This window comes from Pelagicoccus mobilis (assembly GCF_016595505.1).
Taxonomy (GTDB): Bacteria; Verrucomicrobiota; Verrucomicrobiia; order Opitutales; family Opitutaceae; genus Pelagicoccus; species Pelagicoccus mobilis.
In genome coordinates this window covers 1-17,047 of the sequence record NZ_JAENIL010000047.1, presented here as the reverse complement: position 1 = coordinate 17,047, position 17,047 = coordinate 1, and the positions used below count along the sequence as shown (strand labels likewise).

Below are 17,047 nucleotides of genomic sequence, written 5' to 3'. Positions count from 1 at the left end.
CCGCGTCCAAACAAAATAGACGCCGAGCAATCGAACTAAACAGCCGAGTATTTCGCCATGAGGCGAATGTTCTCATCAACCTCCTCAGGCGAACGCGCCCCGATCGTCATCGCATCGAGGTAGCCCAAGTTCTGAGCGAACTTCATACACTCGTCTCGCTTGTCCAGCAGTTTGCCAGCTCCAAAGATTTTCATGCCGATAACATTGGCTCCTCGCTCCTTGAAGCGACGCTGAACGGGCATCACCTCATCAGGCAAGCCATCCATCTGAGCTCCGTAGGGATTTATGCGAGTCAGCGCAACCTCCACCCATTCCGTCTCCGCAGCCCGTTCAAGCGCTTCAAGCGTGTGGCAAGACATCCCCAGAGCGCGAATCACTCCCTCGTCCCGGTATTCCTGCAGCACTTCCAAGTAACCTGCCAGGTCCTCATCCCATTCCGGACTGGTCACGTTGTGCATCAGCAAAATGTCGATCACATCCACACCCAATTCCTGGCGGAAGCGGTCAACCGCAGTACGCGCCACCCGCCGTTGTTCCGCTGTGCTCAGCCCCTTAGGATCCTTGTCGTTGTACCGCCACCAAAGCTTGGAGAGGATCGTAATTTCCTCCCTAGGAATGAAGCGAAGCGCTTCCCTGAAATAGTAATGCGTCCCATAAAGGTCCGCCAAGTCGAACAAGCGAACGCCGCGGTCATAGGCATGACGCATCAAGTTCACAAATCCCTCGAAACCTTGCCTCGTTTGATCCGACTCCCGATTGAACCCCCTAAAGCCAGTCCCCTGCGCCAAACGCGTCGTCGTGATCCCGGTTTTCGCGAACGTCACCTTCGGCACCTCCGGCAAACGGTCAGTCGGCTTCGAGTAAGCGGCCGAGCCAAGCAAAGGAGCTGCAGTCGCGGCAGCAGCGATACGACCAAGAAAATCTCTACGTCTCATAGGCGGGGTTGGGGTTAAGCGCAAACACGCTACAAAATCACGACGCGCAATCCAACCCACAAATTGCGCAAACAAAAAGCCCCGAGACCCTAGACTCGGAGCTTATGAAAGTGACAATTGCCGACCTCGCTTAGAACGGACGGAAATACACCATGAAGAGCGCGATCGCCAAGGCAGCAGTCGCCCCGATGATGACAAAGCCCTTCGGCTTCTTGAACGCCATCCCGGCCAATGCCATAAGGAACAGCCAAGCCACCGCTTTCACGATGATCCAACCGCTTGTATAGCTGTAGCCAAGCTTGGCTATCAGGCCGAAACCGCCAACCAAAGCGAGCAGACCGATGACGCCATTGATCGCCATCAGCTTAGGCTTCTTGTGCTTCTGCGGATTCGCAGCGATGTAAAACACAGATCCAGAAAGCAATAGAATCGAGAGGACGTGGATTAGGGAATAGATCTTCGGGTCCATATAGGCACGACCTCTACCAAGCCTCTTCATAAAAGAGCAACTTATATTACGTTTCCCGCACAATCTTCCTCACCCTACCCCCCTCCAGCCCCCATTCGAGAATGAGACCGAGCGATGAGTCGCTGCCTAGGGATCGAAGCTCAGCTCCTCTTAAAAAAAAGACGCGTACCCCACCATTGTGCCGTATGCCGAAGGGGCTCATAGTCCTGTTTAAATACAGGTGGGCGACCGTTAGACAGCCTCTGCTTTCCGATTTACGGCCCAGCATCAACTACCCTCCGTGACTCCCGTAAAAGTAAAGTAGGCGATGAGCGTTTTATCAGCACCTCGAACACCGCAGGGTACGCGAAGGCCTTAGATACTCCAAACAAGGCCCGAATCGTCAAACCTATTGAGATCCCCCTACCCGATTTGGCTGTTTTTTAAAGAGTCCCCGGTAGGGCGTGACGGCCCGGCACGCAGCAGAAGCTTGATCCCCAACACGGTCTGCCCGGCGGTCAGACCCTACCATTTGAGAAATGGGCGACACTTAAAAACACGCCCACCCGTTTTGCTTTTCTTCACTTCGACCGACGAACAAGTCCACGAGCTAACCACAAGCAGACCAATATGTTAGCGATCAAAAAGCCAAGCACCGGCCCCTCTCCAAACTTCTCGCCCAAGCGATAGCCGCCGACAACGCCCAATCCAACGGAAACCGCAAGAATCTGCCAGTCCGTCATCAGCTTAGGCTTCGAAATCGCGAAAAAGAAAACGCTCGCCGCGGCGACCAAACAGCCCGCCGCGATCGAGGCGATCGCGAACTTACCCGCGTTTTCAGGATCGTTCTTCGACAGCGAGAGAAAATCCATTCCCGCAAACAAGAGTTGGTTAAAGAGCAAAAAGCCCCACCCCAGAGCGACTCCGAGCTGCCAAGTCGCCGGCAAATCGCCATCGCCCATCGGCAAACGCCGAGCCAAGTCGCACCCCGAGGAACAACAATCAGTCCCGTTCGCATGAGCAGAACCGCAGTGGATACATTCCTTTACCGTCATAATCGCCTCGAGCTAACGCTCGTCCTCCAAATCCTCCTCGTCGCCATATCCCGGCTCCGGCTCTTCCGACTCGCCCCAAGACATTTGGGAGATGATGAGCTCCTGCAGACTCGCGAACAAAGCATACGCCGCGTAGCCAATCTGCATCTCGTCAGTCCACTCCACCCCTTCCAAATCGCCTTCCTCCAACTGGCCGTCAGAAATCGGCTCGAGCATCGTGTCGCGCAGCTTCAAGCGAATCGCCGCGCAAGCGCGAATCACCGAATCCATCTCGTCCGAGCTGATCAGGGCACGCCCGCTCAGAAGAAACTCATCGTCAAAGAGATTGCGAATAACCTCCAACTCCGCCCGCTGCGAATTGAGCAAGTCGCTCTTCCAGAAATCCTCCAACAGCTCATCCTCGTCCGGAAACTCCGCAGGCGACGCCAACTCTGACTCGAGCTGCGTCAGGACAGGGCGAATCGCATCCAGAAGCGATTCCACCAACGAAGGATCTAGCCTGATCTCAATCTGTTTCATCGCGTTCCAGAATCGCTGACAAATGCCATTCCTGCAATTGGTAGACATAGCCCTCCGCCTTTTCGCGGTTGCCCTTCCAAACAAGAGACCGGCCCTTCTGATGCACCTCCATCATGTGCTCTTCCGCCTTGCTACGCGACATCCGGAGCACGCGCTCAAGCACCATCGTCACGTACGACATGAGGTTGACAGGGTCATTGAGCACGACCACGCCCCAGACGTCCGACAAAGCCGTCTTGTCCTCGGTCTCAGTCTCCGCTGCGGGAGAGCCGACGTTTGTCACAAATGCTACCATTCGAATCCAGTAGAGGTAGCGGCCGCTGTCCCTAGCGGCCATCGTGGTTTGCCCGCTGGGACAGCGGACTCTACCCCCTTAACGCTCATGCTTCAGCCTTTGCCTTGATACCCTCGACCAGCACCGACTCAGCATCGGCGATATCCACCTTCTGCATCTCGTCCTGGTCGCGCCACTTCATCTCGACTTGGCCGTTTTTCAGACCGCGCCCACCGATGGTGACACGAAGCGGGATTCCAATCAGGTCCGCATCCTTAAACTTCACGCCCGGACGCCCCTCGCGATCGTCAACCAACACGCTCGCACCCGCAGTCTTGGCAGCTTCACCAAGTTTTTGGGCAAGCGTATCCGCTTCTTCCATACCAGGATCAAGCACCGTGATGATCACCTGATAAGGAGCGACAGCCCACGGCCAAACGATGCCATTCTTGTCATGCTTCTGCTCGATGATCGACTGCAACGTACGAGAAATGCCAATACCATAACAGCCCATGACAGCAGGCTGCTTGTTACCATCCTTATCGACGTATTGAGCGCCGTACTCGGAGTTTTCGCTGTACTTAGTGCCGAGCTTGAAAATGTGCCCAACTTCGATCGCGCGCTGGATCTCCAGCGGCTTGCCCGATACAGGACAAGGCTCGCCGGCTTGCACCTTGCGGAAATCGCCAAACTTATCGATGTCGAGATCGCGTGAAACGTTCACGTTCTTGAGGTGCTTGGCCTTCTCGTTGGCACCGGTCACTCCATTGCCAACCAAGCGAATCGCTTCGTCCGCGTAAATGCCGTCCAGCTTGTCGCGGTTCGCGATCGTGCCCTTTACAGCTCCGAGGCTACCTGGGTAGGCACCCATCGCTTCAAAGATCTCATCCACAGTTGCAGGACGGATCAAAGCGTAGCCAAGCGAACCGAGCTTAGCTTCCTCCACTTGATCGCAGCCACGCACAACCACCGCAAAGAGCTTGTCGTCTCCAACAAAGAGCAAGGTCTTGTACTGCTGATCGGCGGGAATGTTGAAAGGCTCCTTCGCAAGTTTCTCGATCGTCTTCACACCTGGCGTGTCGAACTTCTCGATCTCGCCCACTGGAGCAGCGTCTTCCAAATCAGCTGGCACGAGGCCGCTCGTCGCCTTTTCCACGTTCGCCGCGTAGCCGCTTTCGATGTTGTAGACGACATCGTCGTCGCCCACTTCCGCAGGCACCATGAACTCATGGGAAAACGCGCCGCCCATCACTCCGGTGTCCGCTTCCACCGAGATGAACTTCAAACCGCAACGGGCGAAAAACTTGTCGTAAGCCCCAGCCATTCGCTTGTAGGTCGCCGTCGCCTCATCGTCAGTCGCGTCGAAGCTGTAGCCATCCTTCATGATGAACTCGCGGGCCCGCATCAGACCATAGCGGGGACGGATCTCATTGCGGAACTTGGTCTGCACCTGATAGAAAGTCTTCCCCATCTCACGGTAGCTTGTCGCTTCCGAGCCGATGAGCGGAGTGATGATCTCCTCGTGGGTCGGGCCAAGCACGAAGGCTGGCTCTTCTGGAAATTCCGCCTTTTCACCGGCGCTCGCCACTTGATACATGATCTCGCGTGCCGCATTCCAGCGCGGCCCCGCCTGCCAATACTCAGCCGGTACAACCGCAGGCATCAGCAATTCCATCGCTCCCGCCTTGTCCATCTCCTCGCAACAGAGGCGTTTGACGTTCTCCAAGGCCTTGTTACCCAACGGCAGAAACGCGTAAATACCGCTTCCGATCTTGCGCACGAGTCCAGCGCGTAGCAGCAGCTTGTGCGACTCGATTTCCGCTTCCGCGGGGCTTTCCTTGAGGGTTGGGATGTATTGCTTGCTCCAGTAGTCCATGGTTGTGAAGGGCCCAAAAAATGCGCCGCCTCCCCGCTCACACAATCCTTAAATACGACTTGAGTATGTGGGAAGCGGCCTTGTGCCGCGATTCGCCCACACCGCCCCTCCATTTCAGGCTTTATCTCGGAGGATTTTCGCGCTCCCTAGGCTGTCCGATGAGCACACCAGAACAGCCAAATCCCAACAAGCCTTTGCCCGACAGCATGAGGACCCGCGAGCCTTGGCCCATGTGGCCAATCGCCCTCGCCATCGTGGCCTTCATCGGCATCTACACCTGGATCCAGCTGGAATACCGCAAGGAAGGCCCGGCCTTCGAGCCTTACCAAGCCATGCAGGACCGCAAAAACGCCATCGCCCAGAAGAACTTCTACGAGTGGTACAGCCTCAAGAGCGACCGGAGCACAGCCCCCGTCGAAATCTCCGCCCCCGCCCAGTCTACATCACGAGCTTTTCCCGACGTTCTAGACCAGGTCATTCCCGAACAACTCAAGTACTACATGAGCAGCCGCCCGGTCCTGCTGCCCGGTTTCGTCAAAACCGAAAGCCCAGGCGAACTCACCCCTGGCCAACCCCTCCCCCTCCGCCTGCACGTCCCCGCCGCGTTAGTAGACAACGAGCAACTCCAGCTCCTCAGCTTCTACAAGGACGGAAAGCTCTTCATCCTCGCCACCCTCTACGTCGAAAGCCTCCAGAAATTCGACCAAAGCCTGCTCGAAGGCGACACCGCGCCAGTCAACTTCCTCATTCCTACCGGACCAATCGCCGCGGAAACCATCGACGTCAATTTCCTCAACCAAGATCGCCTCGCCGAATGGCAAATCACAAACCTCGACCCTAGCGCCGCAGTAGTCGAAGAGGAGGAAGAAGAGCAGCCAGAGAACTAGCCGCTTACTCTCCGCTTGCCAGCAGCCACGTATTCACTTGAATGCGATCACCTTACGAACGATGGACGCGAGCGATAGCGAACAAACGATCAAGCCCACCGACCTGCGTGGCATCCTAAACTACGTCCCCAGATTCCTGGGACAAACCTTCGTAGTCTCCCTCGACGGGTCCATAATCGAAAGCGACAATCTGCCGAACCTCCTGCTCGACATCGCCGTTCTCCGCAGCCTGCAGATCAATGTCGTCATCGTGCACGGGATCGGCAAACAACTCGCCGACCTCTCCACCCTGCGAGGGATTACGCCCAGCAACACCGACGGCAGCGGGCCCACCGACGACGCCACGCTCGATCTAGCGATCCGCGCCTCCTCTCGCGTCTCCCACCAGATTCTCGAAGCGCTGACCAAAGCGAAGCTCAAGTGCGCCATCACAAACTCCATCAAGTCCAAACCCGTCGGAGTGCTCAAAGGAGTCGACCTCCTCAACACCGGCAAGACCGATCAGGTCGACGCGGATTTCCTAAACCACCTGATCGCGAAAAACATCATCCCGATCATACAGCCAATCGGCTTTGACCGGGATGGCCACACGCTCCGCATCAACAGCGACGCTCTCGCAGTCGACACAGCAATCGCCCTCGGAGCGACTAAGATCCTTTTTCTCTCCGACGAAAACGGCTTCCGCCAAGACGGACGCCTCACCCAGCAGATCCCGATCGCCGAGCTTGAGGATTTCGTTGCCAGCGAACAATTCTCCACACTCACTCCCGCCCTCCAAAGCAAGGCCCAGCATGCCCTGCGGGGGGTAAAGTCTGAAATCGCTCGTATCCACATTTTGGATGGACACATCTATGACGGACTCATTCGCGAAGTCTTCTCAAACGAAGGAGTCGGCACCCTCATCTACGGAAACGAGTACCAGCAGATCCGCAAAGCGAAGCACGATGAGGTACCTCTCGTCTACCACCTCACTCGCAGTGGCGTAGCGCGCGAAGAGCTGATCGATCGCAGCATGTCCTCGATCGAAGAGAAGATCGGCAACTACTACGTGTACGAAGTCGACGGCAACATCATGGCCTGCGTGCTGCTCGACCGATTCGAGGAGGATCCCGGGCTTCGCGAAATCAGCTCCCTTTTTGTGCACCCTTTCTACCAACGGCAAGGCATCGGCCGAAAGCTCGTTCGCTTCGCCTGCCAGCTAGCCGAAAAAGAAGGCGCCGAACGCGTGATCGCGCTCTCCACCCAAACCCAGGACTTCTTCACCAGCCTCCTCGGTTTCGAGGAGGTGAGCCCAGAAATCCTGCCACACGAGCGCAAAGCCAGCTACCACGCCAACCAGCGCCAATCCAAGGTGCTGCTCAAGACCTTCAAAAGGTAGCGAGCGGATATCACTTCGGCTTAGTCCAGATACTTCGAGGCCGCTGAATCCAGACGGAAACGAGCAAGCTTTCGGAGTTCCTCCTCGTTCGCTCGACGGATCGCAGTTTCAAAAAGCTCATCCTCCGCAGTCTTTTCGCTGATGCTGCGGCTCAGGCTGTGCAGGCCCATCATCGCATCCGGAGAAAGTTTTTGAGGCTGGGCCCCACCGAGCAAGAGTTCAAATTTCTTAGTTTTCATAGTATTGGCTCCACCTCTTATATTCGGATTCTTGCTTGCGGTCTTTAGGGATCGGAGTTCCGTCCGATAGGCACTGAGAGGATCTTCACCAAACCGACTTGCCTCCCTGCCTCCTCCGACTCGCAATGAACTCACGTATCCGCATCGTCTCAGATATACATCTCGGGCACAAAGCCAGCGTCGTGGATGATCTCAAAGCGCTGCGACCTCTAGCAGAAGGCGTTGATTGGCTGATCTTTAACGGAGACACTTTGGAGACCAAGTACGGTGACATCGACTCCAGCCCCTACAATGCCGAGACTCAAAAAAAGCGATTCTGGCAAGAAGCGGAAAACTGGAACTGCGAAACGACATTGATCACCGGCAACCACGATCCGGATATCTCCGATCAGCACTCCCTCTCCATCATGGGCGGCCAAGTGTTCATCACTCACGGCGACGCGCTCTTCGCAGATATCGCCCCCTGGAGCTCGAATGTCGGAAACCTACGCAGATTCTCCGCAAATATCGATCCAGACGCCACCGGTTCCAGCAGCCAAGAGCTCCACGACTACCTCCAGCTCTACAAGCAAGCCACCCTCACCGCCCACCAGCACGACAAAAAATACAACCCCACCGCTTGGGGAAAAATCAAGATCCTCCTTCACCAAGCCTGGCCCCCAAGTACCCCTTTTCGCATCCTCAAAAGCTGGCGAGAAGTGCCTGATCGAGCCGCCTCCCTCGCCCAACGTTTCGGCCTGAACCCCAAGTTCGTGGTCGTTGGTCACACCCACAACCCAGGTGTCTGGAAAAGGGGTGAAACCACCATCATCAACCTTGGCTCCTATTTCCCTTGGCCTGGGGCCAGATGCGTCGATATCGCCTCCAACAGGCTCTCCATCAGAAAGATAAAAAAAAGAGAGAATCAGATCGAAATAGGGAAGCAACTCGCGACCTTCGAGCTAGAAGAGGTCGCCAGAGAGAAAATCCCCCACAAGGTGAGTTAAACCCCTCAACCCACCGTAGAGGCCCTAAACGAGCCCATTTGCGGAAATTCTCCGTAAAAGCAGGCCCATCGAGTAAGTTTTCAGCGAGTAAATCCGATGAAGAGGAGTCGCCTTGCGCGCGGATAAATCAACCTCGATCGACCTTACTCTATGAGCTTCCGTTTCAACCAACCTGGAGATTCCCGCGAATATGAACTCTCCAACGGCCAATCCCTCGACTTCAACGGGGGCGAATCACTGAAACTCACCAACCCGGACGACATCGCGGACATGGTCCCCCAAGGCCACGACGTGCTCGTCATGACCAAAAGCGGCTCGTCCTATCTGCTGAAAAACTTCCTGCTCGCCGACGATACCGAGCTTCAGCTCCCCGACGGCACCTCAATCACCGCCGACAACTTCGTCGCCCATCCCGAAGACGCCAATCCCGACCACGCCAACGACCATCTCCGCGCCGTCAGCATCGAGCCCGAAGACAACGGAGTCTCAGTCGCCCTCCAGAGCGTCACGCTGCTCTCCATCATCAGCCAGCTCTCCCAAAACACATCCGCCTTCGACGAATTCCAACTCAACGCCGACGGCAGCGAAAACCCAGAGCTTCGCAGCCACTTCAAATCGGTAACCATCTCCCTACTCGGCTCGAACGGAGAGTCCGGCGAACAAGCGCGAGTCGCCGAGCTTGCCACCCAAGAAGCCGATCACCACAGCGCACACGCGCGGGCAAACACCTTCGACGACGTTGAGGAAGACGATTCAGCGACGACCACAGGCGACGACGACGACACCAACACAACAGTCACCATCGACATCACCGATGTCATCGACACGACCACCATCGTAGACATCACTCGCGTCCGCATCACCACCACCGTGACCGGCGATGACGATGTCGTGCTCGATTCGGACACTACAGTCGACGACGACGGCACGGTGACGGTCATCGTGGATGTTGAAGATGGCGGAGGAGGCGACCAAGTCGATGTCGACATCATCGTCACCGACCCCGAAGACGATGATAAAGTGATCGACCGGACCGAACTCACCGTAATCCTCCCTGATCCCTTCAACGACGAGAACCTTACCCTAACACTCTCAAACTCATCCGTTCTCGAAAACGAAGATGGAGTGACCATCGGCTCGCTGAACGCCATCGGCATAGAAGACGAAATCGAAGGCCCATTCACTTACTCGATCATCTCCGACGAGCACGAACTCTTTGAAATAGACGGCTCCACCCTCAAGCTCAAAGACGGGACCAGCATCGACTACGAGAGCGCGCCAGAAACCTACTCGCTCACCCTCCGAATCGAAAACGACGAGGGCACACAAATCGATCGCACCCTCAGCCTCTCTCCAGCCGACGCCAACGACGGTCCCGAAATTACTGACATCAATTTCGAAGGCAGTGAAGACCTCGCCATCCCCTTCGAACGCGACGCCTTCGAACAAGCCTTCACCGACGAAGATCGCGATGACGAACTATCGGCCATCCGCATCGACACATTGCCACTAAACGGCACGCTCTTCCTCAACGGAGAATCCATAGTAGCCGGCCAGTCGATCGAATCAGACAGCATCGACGCGATATCATTCGTCCCCAATCAAGACTGGAACGGGCAAACCACTTTCGCCTGGTCCGGCTCCGACGGCACCGCTTGGTCAGGGCAAAGCAAGACAGTCAGCCTCGATGTCGAGAGCATCAACGACGCTCCTGTCACCACATTCTCCATCGGCTCCCAAACCGCCAACGAAGACGCGGCCTTCACCTTCGACCTCCCCGAAGGCCTATTCGCAGACGTGGATACAGGCGATACCCTCACCCTCAGCGCGGATCTGCCAGAGTGGCTGAACTTTGATCCCGAAAGCGGTAAGATCACCGGCGTCCCGTCCTTCGAAAACGTCGGAGAACACCGTATCGAGATTAGCGCTACCGACTCTCACGGAGAAAGCGCCATCACCTCATTTACGCTCGACATAGTAAACGTAAACGATCGCCCAACTTTCACCCAAATCCAGGATGTATCCATTGGCGAATACGATGATATCGACATCGACGCCGGCTCTCACTTCACAGACGAAGACTTGATCTTCGGCGACTCGCTCACCTTTTCCGGCGAGCTAAGCGACGGTTCCGCACTTCCCGAGTGGATTTCGCTAGATGCGGAAACGGGCAAAATCACAGGATCCCCTCCACAAGGAAGAGATTCCAATTTGGAAATTCGCGTCACAGCAACCGATCAAAGCGGCGAAGAAGTATCCAACACCTTCGCCCTCCACGTCGAAAACCAAAATGACGCGCCGAACTTGGATTCGGAGATTGAAGATCAAACGACCGACGAGGATAGCGAGTTCTCATTCAATATCGCCTCCAATTTCAGCGACAGCGACCTCGGCGACACGCTCTCTTACACCGCCACACTTCCAGACGGCAGCGACCTCCCTGACTGGTTGAGCTTTGACTCATCCACGGGCCAATTCTCCGGTGTGCCCGAAAATGAAGACGTGGGTATGCTCACTATCCAAGTGACAGCCAGCGATGGAGACAAAAGCGTCGACGACTTCTTCGCCATCATGGTCAACAATACCAACGATGGTCCTGTCGCTTCCGCGATCGTGGACCAGACGGCGACTGAGGACTCCGGATTCTCGCTCGACGTGTCCGATGCCTTCTCTGATGTCGACGTCGGTGACACTCTGAGCTACTCCGCTACACTATTAAACGGTAGCGAGCTTCCAGACTGGCTCGAGTTCGACGAAGCCACTGGCAAATTCTCAGGCACTCCTGAAAACGAAGACGTAGGTGAACTTTCGATACTCGTTGTCGCTTCCGACGGAGAAGAGAATGCAAACGCCATCTTCTCGATCGAAGTCGAGAATACGAACGATGGACCTGTTGCCACTTACATCCCTGAACAGACCACAGACGAGGACGCCCCTTTCATTTTCGACGTTTCCGACGCCTTCAGTGATGTCGATGCAGGTGACGAGCTAACATTTACAGCCTCCCTCGAAGACGGTTCCGAACTCCCCGAATGGCTGAGTTTCAACGCTCACACAGGCGAAATCTCCGGCACGCCGGAAAACGGAGATGTCGGGAGCATCAAGCTAAAGGTTTCCGCAAGCGATGGAGACGAGACCGCATCTACTACCCTATCTCTCACAGTTGAAAACACAAACGACGGTCCCTTTGTCACGACCAGTATCGAAGACATCGCGACAGATGAAGACTCTCCTTTCGAGCTAGATGTCTCATCGAATTTCGGTGATCCCGACTTCTTCGACGCTCTCGAATTCTCCGCGACCCTATCAGACGGCTCTCCCCTTCCAGAATGGCTAGAATTCGATCCGTTCACCGCGACCTTCACAGGCACTCCTGAAAATGAGGACGTAGGATCGATCGAGGTAAAAGTCATAGCCGATGACGGCGAAGCCTCCATTTCAGACACCTTCACGATTGAAGTTGAAAATACCAATGACGGACCAGTCGTCACATCGGACTTCAGCCCAATCAACACAGATGAGGATGCTGCATTCTCATACGATACATCCTCTCACTTCTCCGACGAGGATACTGGTGACTCGCTTACCTTCTCTGCAACACTAACGGACGGAAGCGAACTTCCTGATTGGATCTCAATCGATCCGATAACAGGTGAACTTTCAGGAATTCCAGAGAACGGTGACGTAGGCGAGATCAGTATCAAAATTACGGCTACGGACGAAAGCGGAGAGTCCACGAGCAATACACTGAAGCTTTCGGTAGAAAATACGAACGATGGCCCTGTCGCAACTCCGATCGAGGATCAAAGCATCGATGAAGACTCCGACTTCAACCTCGATGCCGGAGCCTATTTCTCAGACGAGGACTTGGGAGATACGCTGAGCTATTCCGCAACACTCTCCAACGGAGATCCACTTCCAGATTGGCTGTCCTTCGACGCCGAGAGCGGACAACTAACAGGCACCCCTCGCAATGACGATGTAGGCAGCATCGAGACAACCATCACCGCGAGCGATGGTCAGGTTTCAGCTCAGTCCAACGTCACTCTCGAGATAGAAAACACTAACGATGGCCCCACTGTATCTTCGAGTATCCAGAACACAACGACGCCAGAAGATTCTGCATTCGAACTCAACGTCAGTGACAACTTCTCGGATCAAGACCTAGGTGACACCCTCTACTATTCCGCGACGCTGGCAGATGATTCACCTCTTCCAGACTGGCTCACTTTCGACAGCGAAACCGGCACTTTCACTGGGACACCAGAAAACGGAGACGTTGGTCAGCTCTCAATCAAGGTCGTAGCCTCCGATGGGGAAAGCGAAGTATCCGACGAGTTCACACTCACCGTCAACAACACCAACGACGGACCAGTCGTAACGACCAGCATCGAGAACCAGCAAACAACGGAAGATGCGTCATTCCATCTCGATGTCTCAAGTAATTTCGATGATGAGGATCTCGGCGATATTCTCACTTACTCAGCTACGCTCGAAGACGGCTCCCCACTTCCGGACTGGATTAGCTTCAATAGTGAAACGGGCGAATTTTCCGGAACTCCACAAAACGATGACGTCGGCTCATTTGAGCTCAGAGTAACCGCAAGCGACGGAGAAGAGTCAGCCTCTCAGACCTTCGAGCTCGAAGTTGAAAATACAAACGACGCTCCCGTCGTTACCGTTCAGCTCCCAGATGTTTCCACGAACGAAGACGCCGAATTCAATCTCGATGCCTCTTCAGCCTTTGAGGACATCGATGCCGGCGACACCCTCAGTTACTCCGCGACCCTTGAAGACGGAACACCTCTTCCGTCATGGTTGAACATCGACTCAGAAACCGGTGTTCTTTCCGGGACTCCTGAGAACGATGACGTCGGAAGCATCAGCGTCACCGTAACAGCATCCGACGGGCAGGAATCAGTCTCCAACACCTTCTCAATTGAAGTCGAAAACACGAACGATGGGCCCCAAGCGGTGGCGATCGAGAATCAAACGACTGCTGAAGATACTGTTTTCACATTAGACGTATCCAACCGATTCTCAGACGAGGACGAGGGAGCAGAGCTAAGCTTCGAGGCAACTCAAGCAGACGGTTCTGCACTTCCAGCCTGGCTCGAATTCAACTCCGAAACCGGCACTTTCTCCGGCACGCCAGAGAACGATGATGTAGGTTTACTATCCATCGAAGTCACGGCAATAGACGAGTCAGGTTCAAGCGTAACAGAAACATTCAGTATCGAGATTGAGAATACGAACGACGGTCCTGTAGCGACCACGATTGACAACCAAATCGCCAGCGAAGATTCAGCCTTTTCAGTCGACGTTTCAGATTCATTCTCAGACGAAGATTTGGGCGATACACTTTCCTACTCTGCAAACCTAGAAAGCGGAGAGCCCCTTCCGTCCTGGTTGTCGTTTGACTCCGAGAACGGGACATTCAGCGGAACTCCAGCCAATGCAGATGTCGGCGAAATCAGAGTCTCAGTCACCGCAAGCGACGGAGCAGAGTCCGCGACAGAATCCTTCAAGCTTACGGTCGAAAACACCAACGATACTCCTACCCTTCAAGCCGAGATCGCCGACACGAACGCCAGCGAAGACTCAGAGTTTAGCTTAGACATTTCATCGAACTTCGAGGACGTCGACCTCGGTGACACTCTCTCGTATTCAGCTACCTTAGAAAACGGCGAAGCTCTCCCAAGCTGGCTATCTATCGATCCAGACACAGGCGAGCTCTCAGGTACACCTCAGAATGGCGATGTCGGGACCATCTCGATTACGGTCACCGCTTCAGACTTAGAGGGAGAAACAGCGACAGACTCTTTCAGTATCCAAGTTGACAACACAAACGACGGGCCAACCGCCACCGTCATTGAAGACCAGTCTACGGATGAAGACTCAAGCTTCAACCTCGACACATCAGAGGCGTTCTCCGATATCGATGAAGGAGACACCCTCACCTTCTCTGCCACACTCGAGAACGGTGATCCATTACCAGATTGGCTTTCAATCGACTCTGAAACCGGAGAGCTTTCAGGTACCCCTCGCAACCAAGATGTAGGCGAGATTTCGATTACCGTAACCTCTTCTGACGGTGAGGAGTCGGCCAGCACGAACTTCCAAATCGCGGTCGAGAATACCAACGACGGTCCGACTGCCTCTGACATCTCGAATCAAACGACGGACGAGGATTCAGCGTTTAGCTTGGATGTCTCCAGCAACTTCAATGACATCGACCTAGGCGACACACTCGTCTACGAAGCTACGCTAGAGGGCGGAGCGCCTCTTCCTGATTGGCTTTCCTTCGATGAAGACACCGGCGTATTTTCAGGAACTCCAGAGAACGATGACGTCGGCGAGATTTCAGTCACCGTTACAGCATCAGACGGGGAAGAAATCGTTGACTCGACCTTCAGCATTCACGTCGAAAACACCAACGACGGTCCAACTGCCACGGCGATAACCAATCAGACAACAGACGAGGACGCCGCGTTCAACTTGGACGTATCCAGCAACTTCGACGACGTAGACGCCAGCGACTCGCTTACATTCTCGGCCACCCTCGAAAACGGTGATCCGCTACCAGACTGGCTCTCAATCGACGAGGACACGGGTGAACTCTCAGGCACTCCACAAAACGGTGACGTAGGTTCTATCTCAGTCACAGTCACAGCAACCGACGAACCTGGAGAAGAAGCTTCCTCTACATTCGGTATCCAAGTAGACAACACCAACGATGGGCCAACCGCTACGGCGATCTCCGATCAGACAACTGACGAGGACGCCGCTTTCAGCTTGGACGTATCCGGCAACTTTGATGACGTAGACGCCGGAGACTCGCTTACATTCTCAGCGACTCTAGAAAACGGCGATCCGCTACCAGACTGGCTCTCAATCGACGAGAACACAGGTGAACTCTCAGGTACTCCGGAAAATGGGGACTTAGGTTCTATCTCAGTCACAGTCACAGCAACCGACGAATCCGGAGAGGAAGCATCCTCTACCTTCGGTATCCAAGTAGACAACACAAACGACAGGCCAACCGCCACAACGATCGACGATCAGACAACTGACGAGGACGCGGTGTTCAGTCTGGACGTCTCCGGTAACTTCAACGACGTCGACGCAGGAGACTCGCTCACATTCTCCGCGACTCTAGAAAACGGAGATCCGCTACCAGACTGGCTCTCCATCGACGAGAACACAGGTGAACTCTCAGGTACTCCGGAAAATGGGGACTTAGGTTCTATCTCAGTCACAGTCACAGCAACCGACGAGTCAGGCGAGGAAGCATCATCAACATTCTGTATCCAGGTAGACAACACGAATGACGGGCCAACCGCTACAGCTATCTCAGATCAGACAACTGATGAGGACGCCGCGTTCAGTCTGGACGTCTCCGGAAACTTCGACGACGTCGACGCAGGAGATTCGCTCACATTCTCGGCTACCCTCGAAAACGGTGATCCACTACCAGACTGGCTTTCAATAGACACAGACACAGGTGAACTCTCCGGTACCCCGGAAAACGGAGACGTCGGGTCTATCTCAGTCACTGTCACTGCAACTGACGAGTCCGGCGAGGAAGCATCCTCAACATTCGGCATCCAGGTAGACAACACGAACGACGGGCCAACCGCCACAGCGATCTCCGATCAGACAACTGACGAGGACACCGCCTTCAGCTTGGACGTCTCCGGAAACTTCGACGACATAGACGCAGGAGACTCGCTCTCATTCTCTGCTACCCTCGAAAACGGGGATCCGCTACCAGACTGGCTTTCCATCGATGAGGAAACAGGTGAGCTTTCCGGCACACCAGAGAACGGCGATGTAGGGTCTATCTCAGTCACAGTCACAGCCACCGATGAATCAGGCGAAGAAGCATCCTCAACATTCGGTATCCAAGTCGAAAACACCAACGACGGGCCGACAGCCACAGCCATCTCCGACCAGACAACTGACGAGGACGCCGCGTTCAGCTTGGACGTCTCCAGCAACTTCGATGACATAGACGCAGGAGATTCACTTACATTCTCCGCCACTCTAGAAAACGGTGATCCGCTACCGTCATGGCTATCTATAGACCAAGACACAGGTGAACTCTCAGGCACGCCAGAAAACGGCGACGTAGGTTCTATCTCACTAACCGTCACTGCAACCGACGAATCTGGAGAAGAAGCATCCTCTACCTTCGGTATCCAGGTCAACAACACGAACGATGGACCAACCGCTACGGCGATCTCCAATCAGACAACTGACGAGGACGCGGCATTCAGCTTGGACGTCTCCAGTAACTTTAACGACGTAGACGCCGGAGACTCGCTTACATTCTCAGCGACTCTAGAAAACGGTGATCCGCTACCAGACTGGCTCTCAATCGACGAGGACACAGGTGAACTCTCAGGTACTCCAGAAAACGGTGACGTAGGTTCCATATCGGTAACAGT

General features: G+C 54.9%; 11 protein-coding genes and 1 other RNA gene. 4 read left to right on the top strand and 8 right to left on the bottom strand.

The window, feature by feature from the left end:
- Positions 1-35: 35 nt before the first annotated feature.
- From JIN87_RS21075 to JIN87_RS21045, 7 genes are all read right to left on the bottom strand, one after another.
- A complete protein-coding gene (locus JIN87_RS21075; RefSeq protein WP_200357605.1) occupies positions 36-935 on the bottom strand; it encodes an aldo/keto reductase in 900 nt (299 codons plus the stop codon).
- 130 nt (positions 936-1,065) lie between these two features.
- On the bottom strand, positions 1,066-1,404 hold the full coding sequence (locus tag JIN87_RS21070; protein WP_200357604.1) for a hypothetical protein: 339 nt from the start codon (positions 1,402-1,404) through the stop codon (positions 1,066-1,068).
- Positions 1,405-1,567: 163 nt separating this feature from the next.
- A non-coding RNA gene (gene ssrS / locus JIN87_RS21065) (6S RNA) lies at positions 1,568-1,750 on the bottom strand.
- A gap of 214 nt (positions 1,751-1,964) precedes the next feature.
- Positions 1,965-2,438: a hypothetical protein gene (locus JIN87_RS21060; protein WP_200357603.1), complete on the bottom strand. Its 474-nt coding sequence runs from the start codon at positions 2,436-2,438 to the stop codon at positions 1,965-1,967.
- Between the two features lie 12 nt (positions 2,439-2,450).
- Positions 2,451-2,957 (bottom strand): hypothetical protein, encoded by a 507-nt coding sequence (locus tag JIN87_RS21055; protein WP_200357602.1) that lies wholly within the window; start codon positions 2,955-2,957, stop codon positions 2,451-2,453.
- Entirely contained in the window at positions 2,944-3,294 is a 351-nt protein-coding gene (locus tag JIN87_RS21050; protein WP_200357601.1) for an ATP-dependent Clp protease adaptor ClpS, read from the bottom strand. Before JIN87_RS21050 ends, JIN87_RS21055 begins: the two co-directional genes overlap by 14 nt.
- A gap of 43 nt (positions 3,295-3,337) precedes the next feature.
- Positions 3,338-5,107, bottom strand: a complete 1,770-nt coding sequence (locus tag JIN87_RS21045) for a proline--tRNA ligase (RefSeq protein WP_200357600.1) — start codon at positions 5,105-5,107, stop codon at positions 3,338-3,340.
- Positions 5,108-5,265: 158 nt separating this feature from the next.
- Here JIN87_RS21045 and JIN87_RS21040 point away from each other — a divergent pair, with 158 nt between their 5' ends.
- Positions 5,266-5,994 (top strand): hypothetical protein, encoded by a 729-nt coding sequence (locus JIN87_RS21040; RefSeq protein WP_200357599.1) that lies wholly within the window; start codon positions 5,266-5,268, stop codon positions 5,992-5,994.
- A gap of 61 nt (positions 5,995-6,055) precedes the next feature.
- Positions 6,056-7,372 (top strand): amino-acid N-acetyltransferase, encoded by a 1,317-nt coding sequence (gene argA / locus JIN87_RS21035; RefSeq protein WP_200357598.1) that lies wholly within the window; start codon positions 6,056-6,058, stop codon positions 7,370-7,372.
- A gap of 20 nt (positions 7,373-7,392) precedes the next feature.
- Here argA and JIN87_RS21030 read toward each other — a convergent pair whose 3' ends face one another.
- The gene (locus tag JIN87_RS21030; protein ID WP_200357597.1) at positions 7,393-7,611 is read right to left on the bottom strand and encodes a hypothetical protein; all 219 of its coding nucleotides are present in this window, start codon (positions 7,609-7,611) and stop codon (positions 7,393-7,395) included.
- A gap of 125 nt (positions 7,612-7,736) precedes the next feature.
- Here JIN87_RS21030 and JIN87_RS21025 point away from each other — a divergent pair, with 125 nt between their 5' ends.
- Positions 7,737-8,597 (top strand): metallophosphoesterase, encoded by an 861-nt coding sequence (locus JIN87_RS21025; protein WP_200357596.1) that lies wholly within the window; start codon positions 7,737-7,739, stop codon positions 8,595-8,597.
- A gap of 150 nt (positions 8,598-8,747) precedes the next feature.
- A partial coding sequence (locus tag JIN87_RS21020) for a putative Ig domain-containing protein (RefSeq protein ID WP_200357595.1) occupies positions 8,748-17,047 on the top strand: 8,300 nt, incomplete at its 3' end.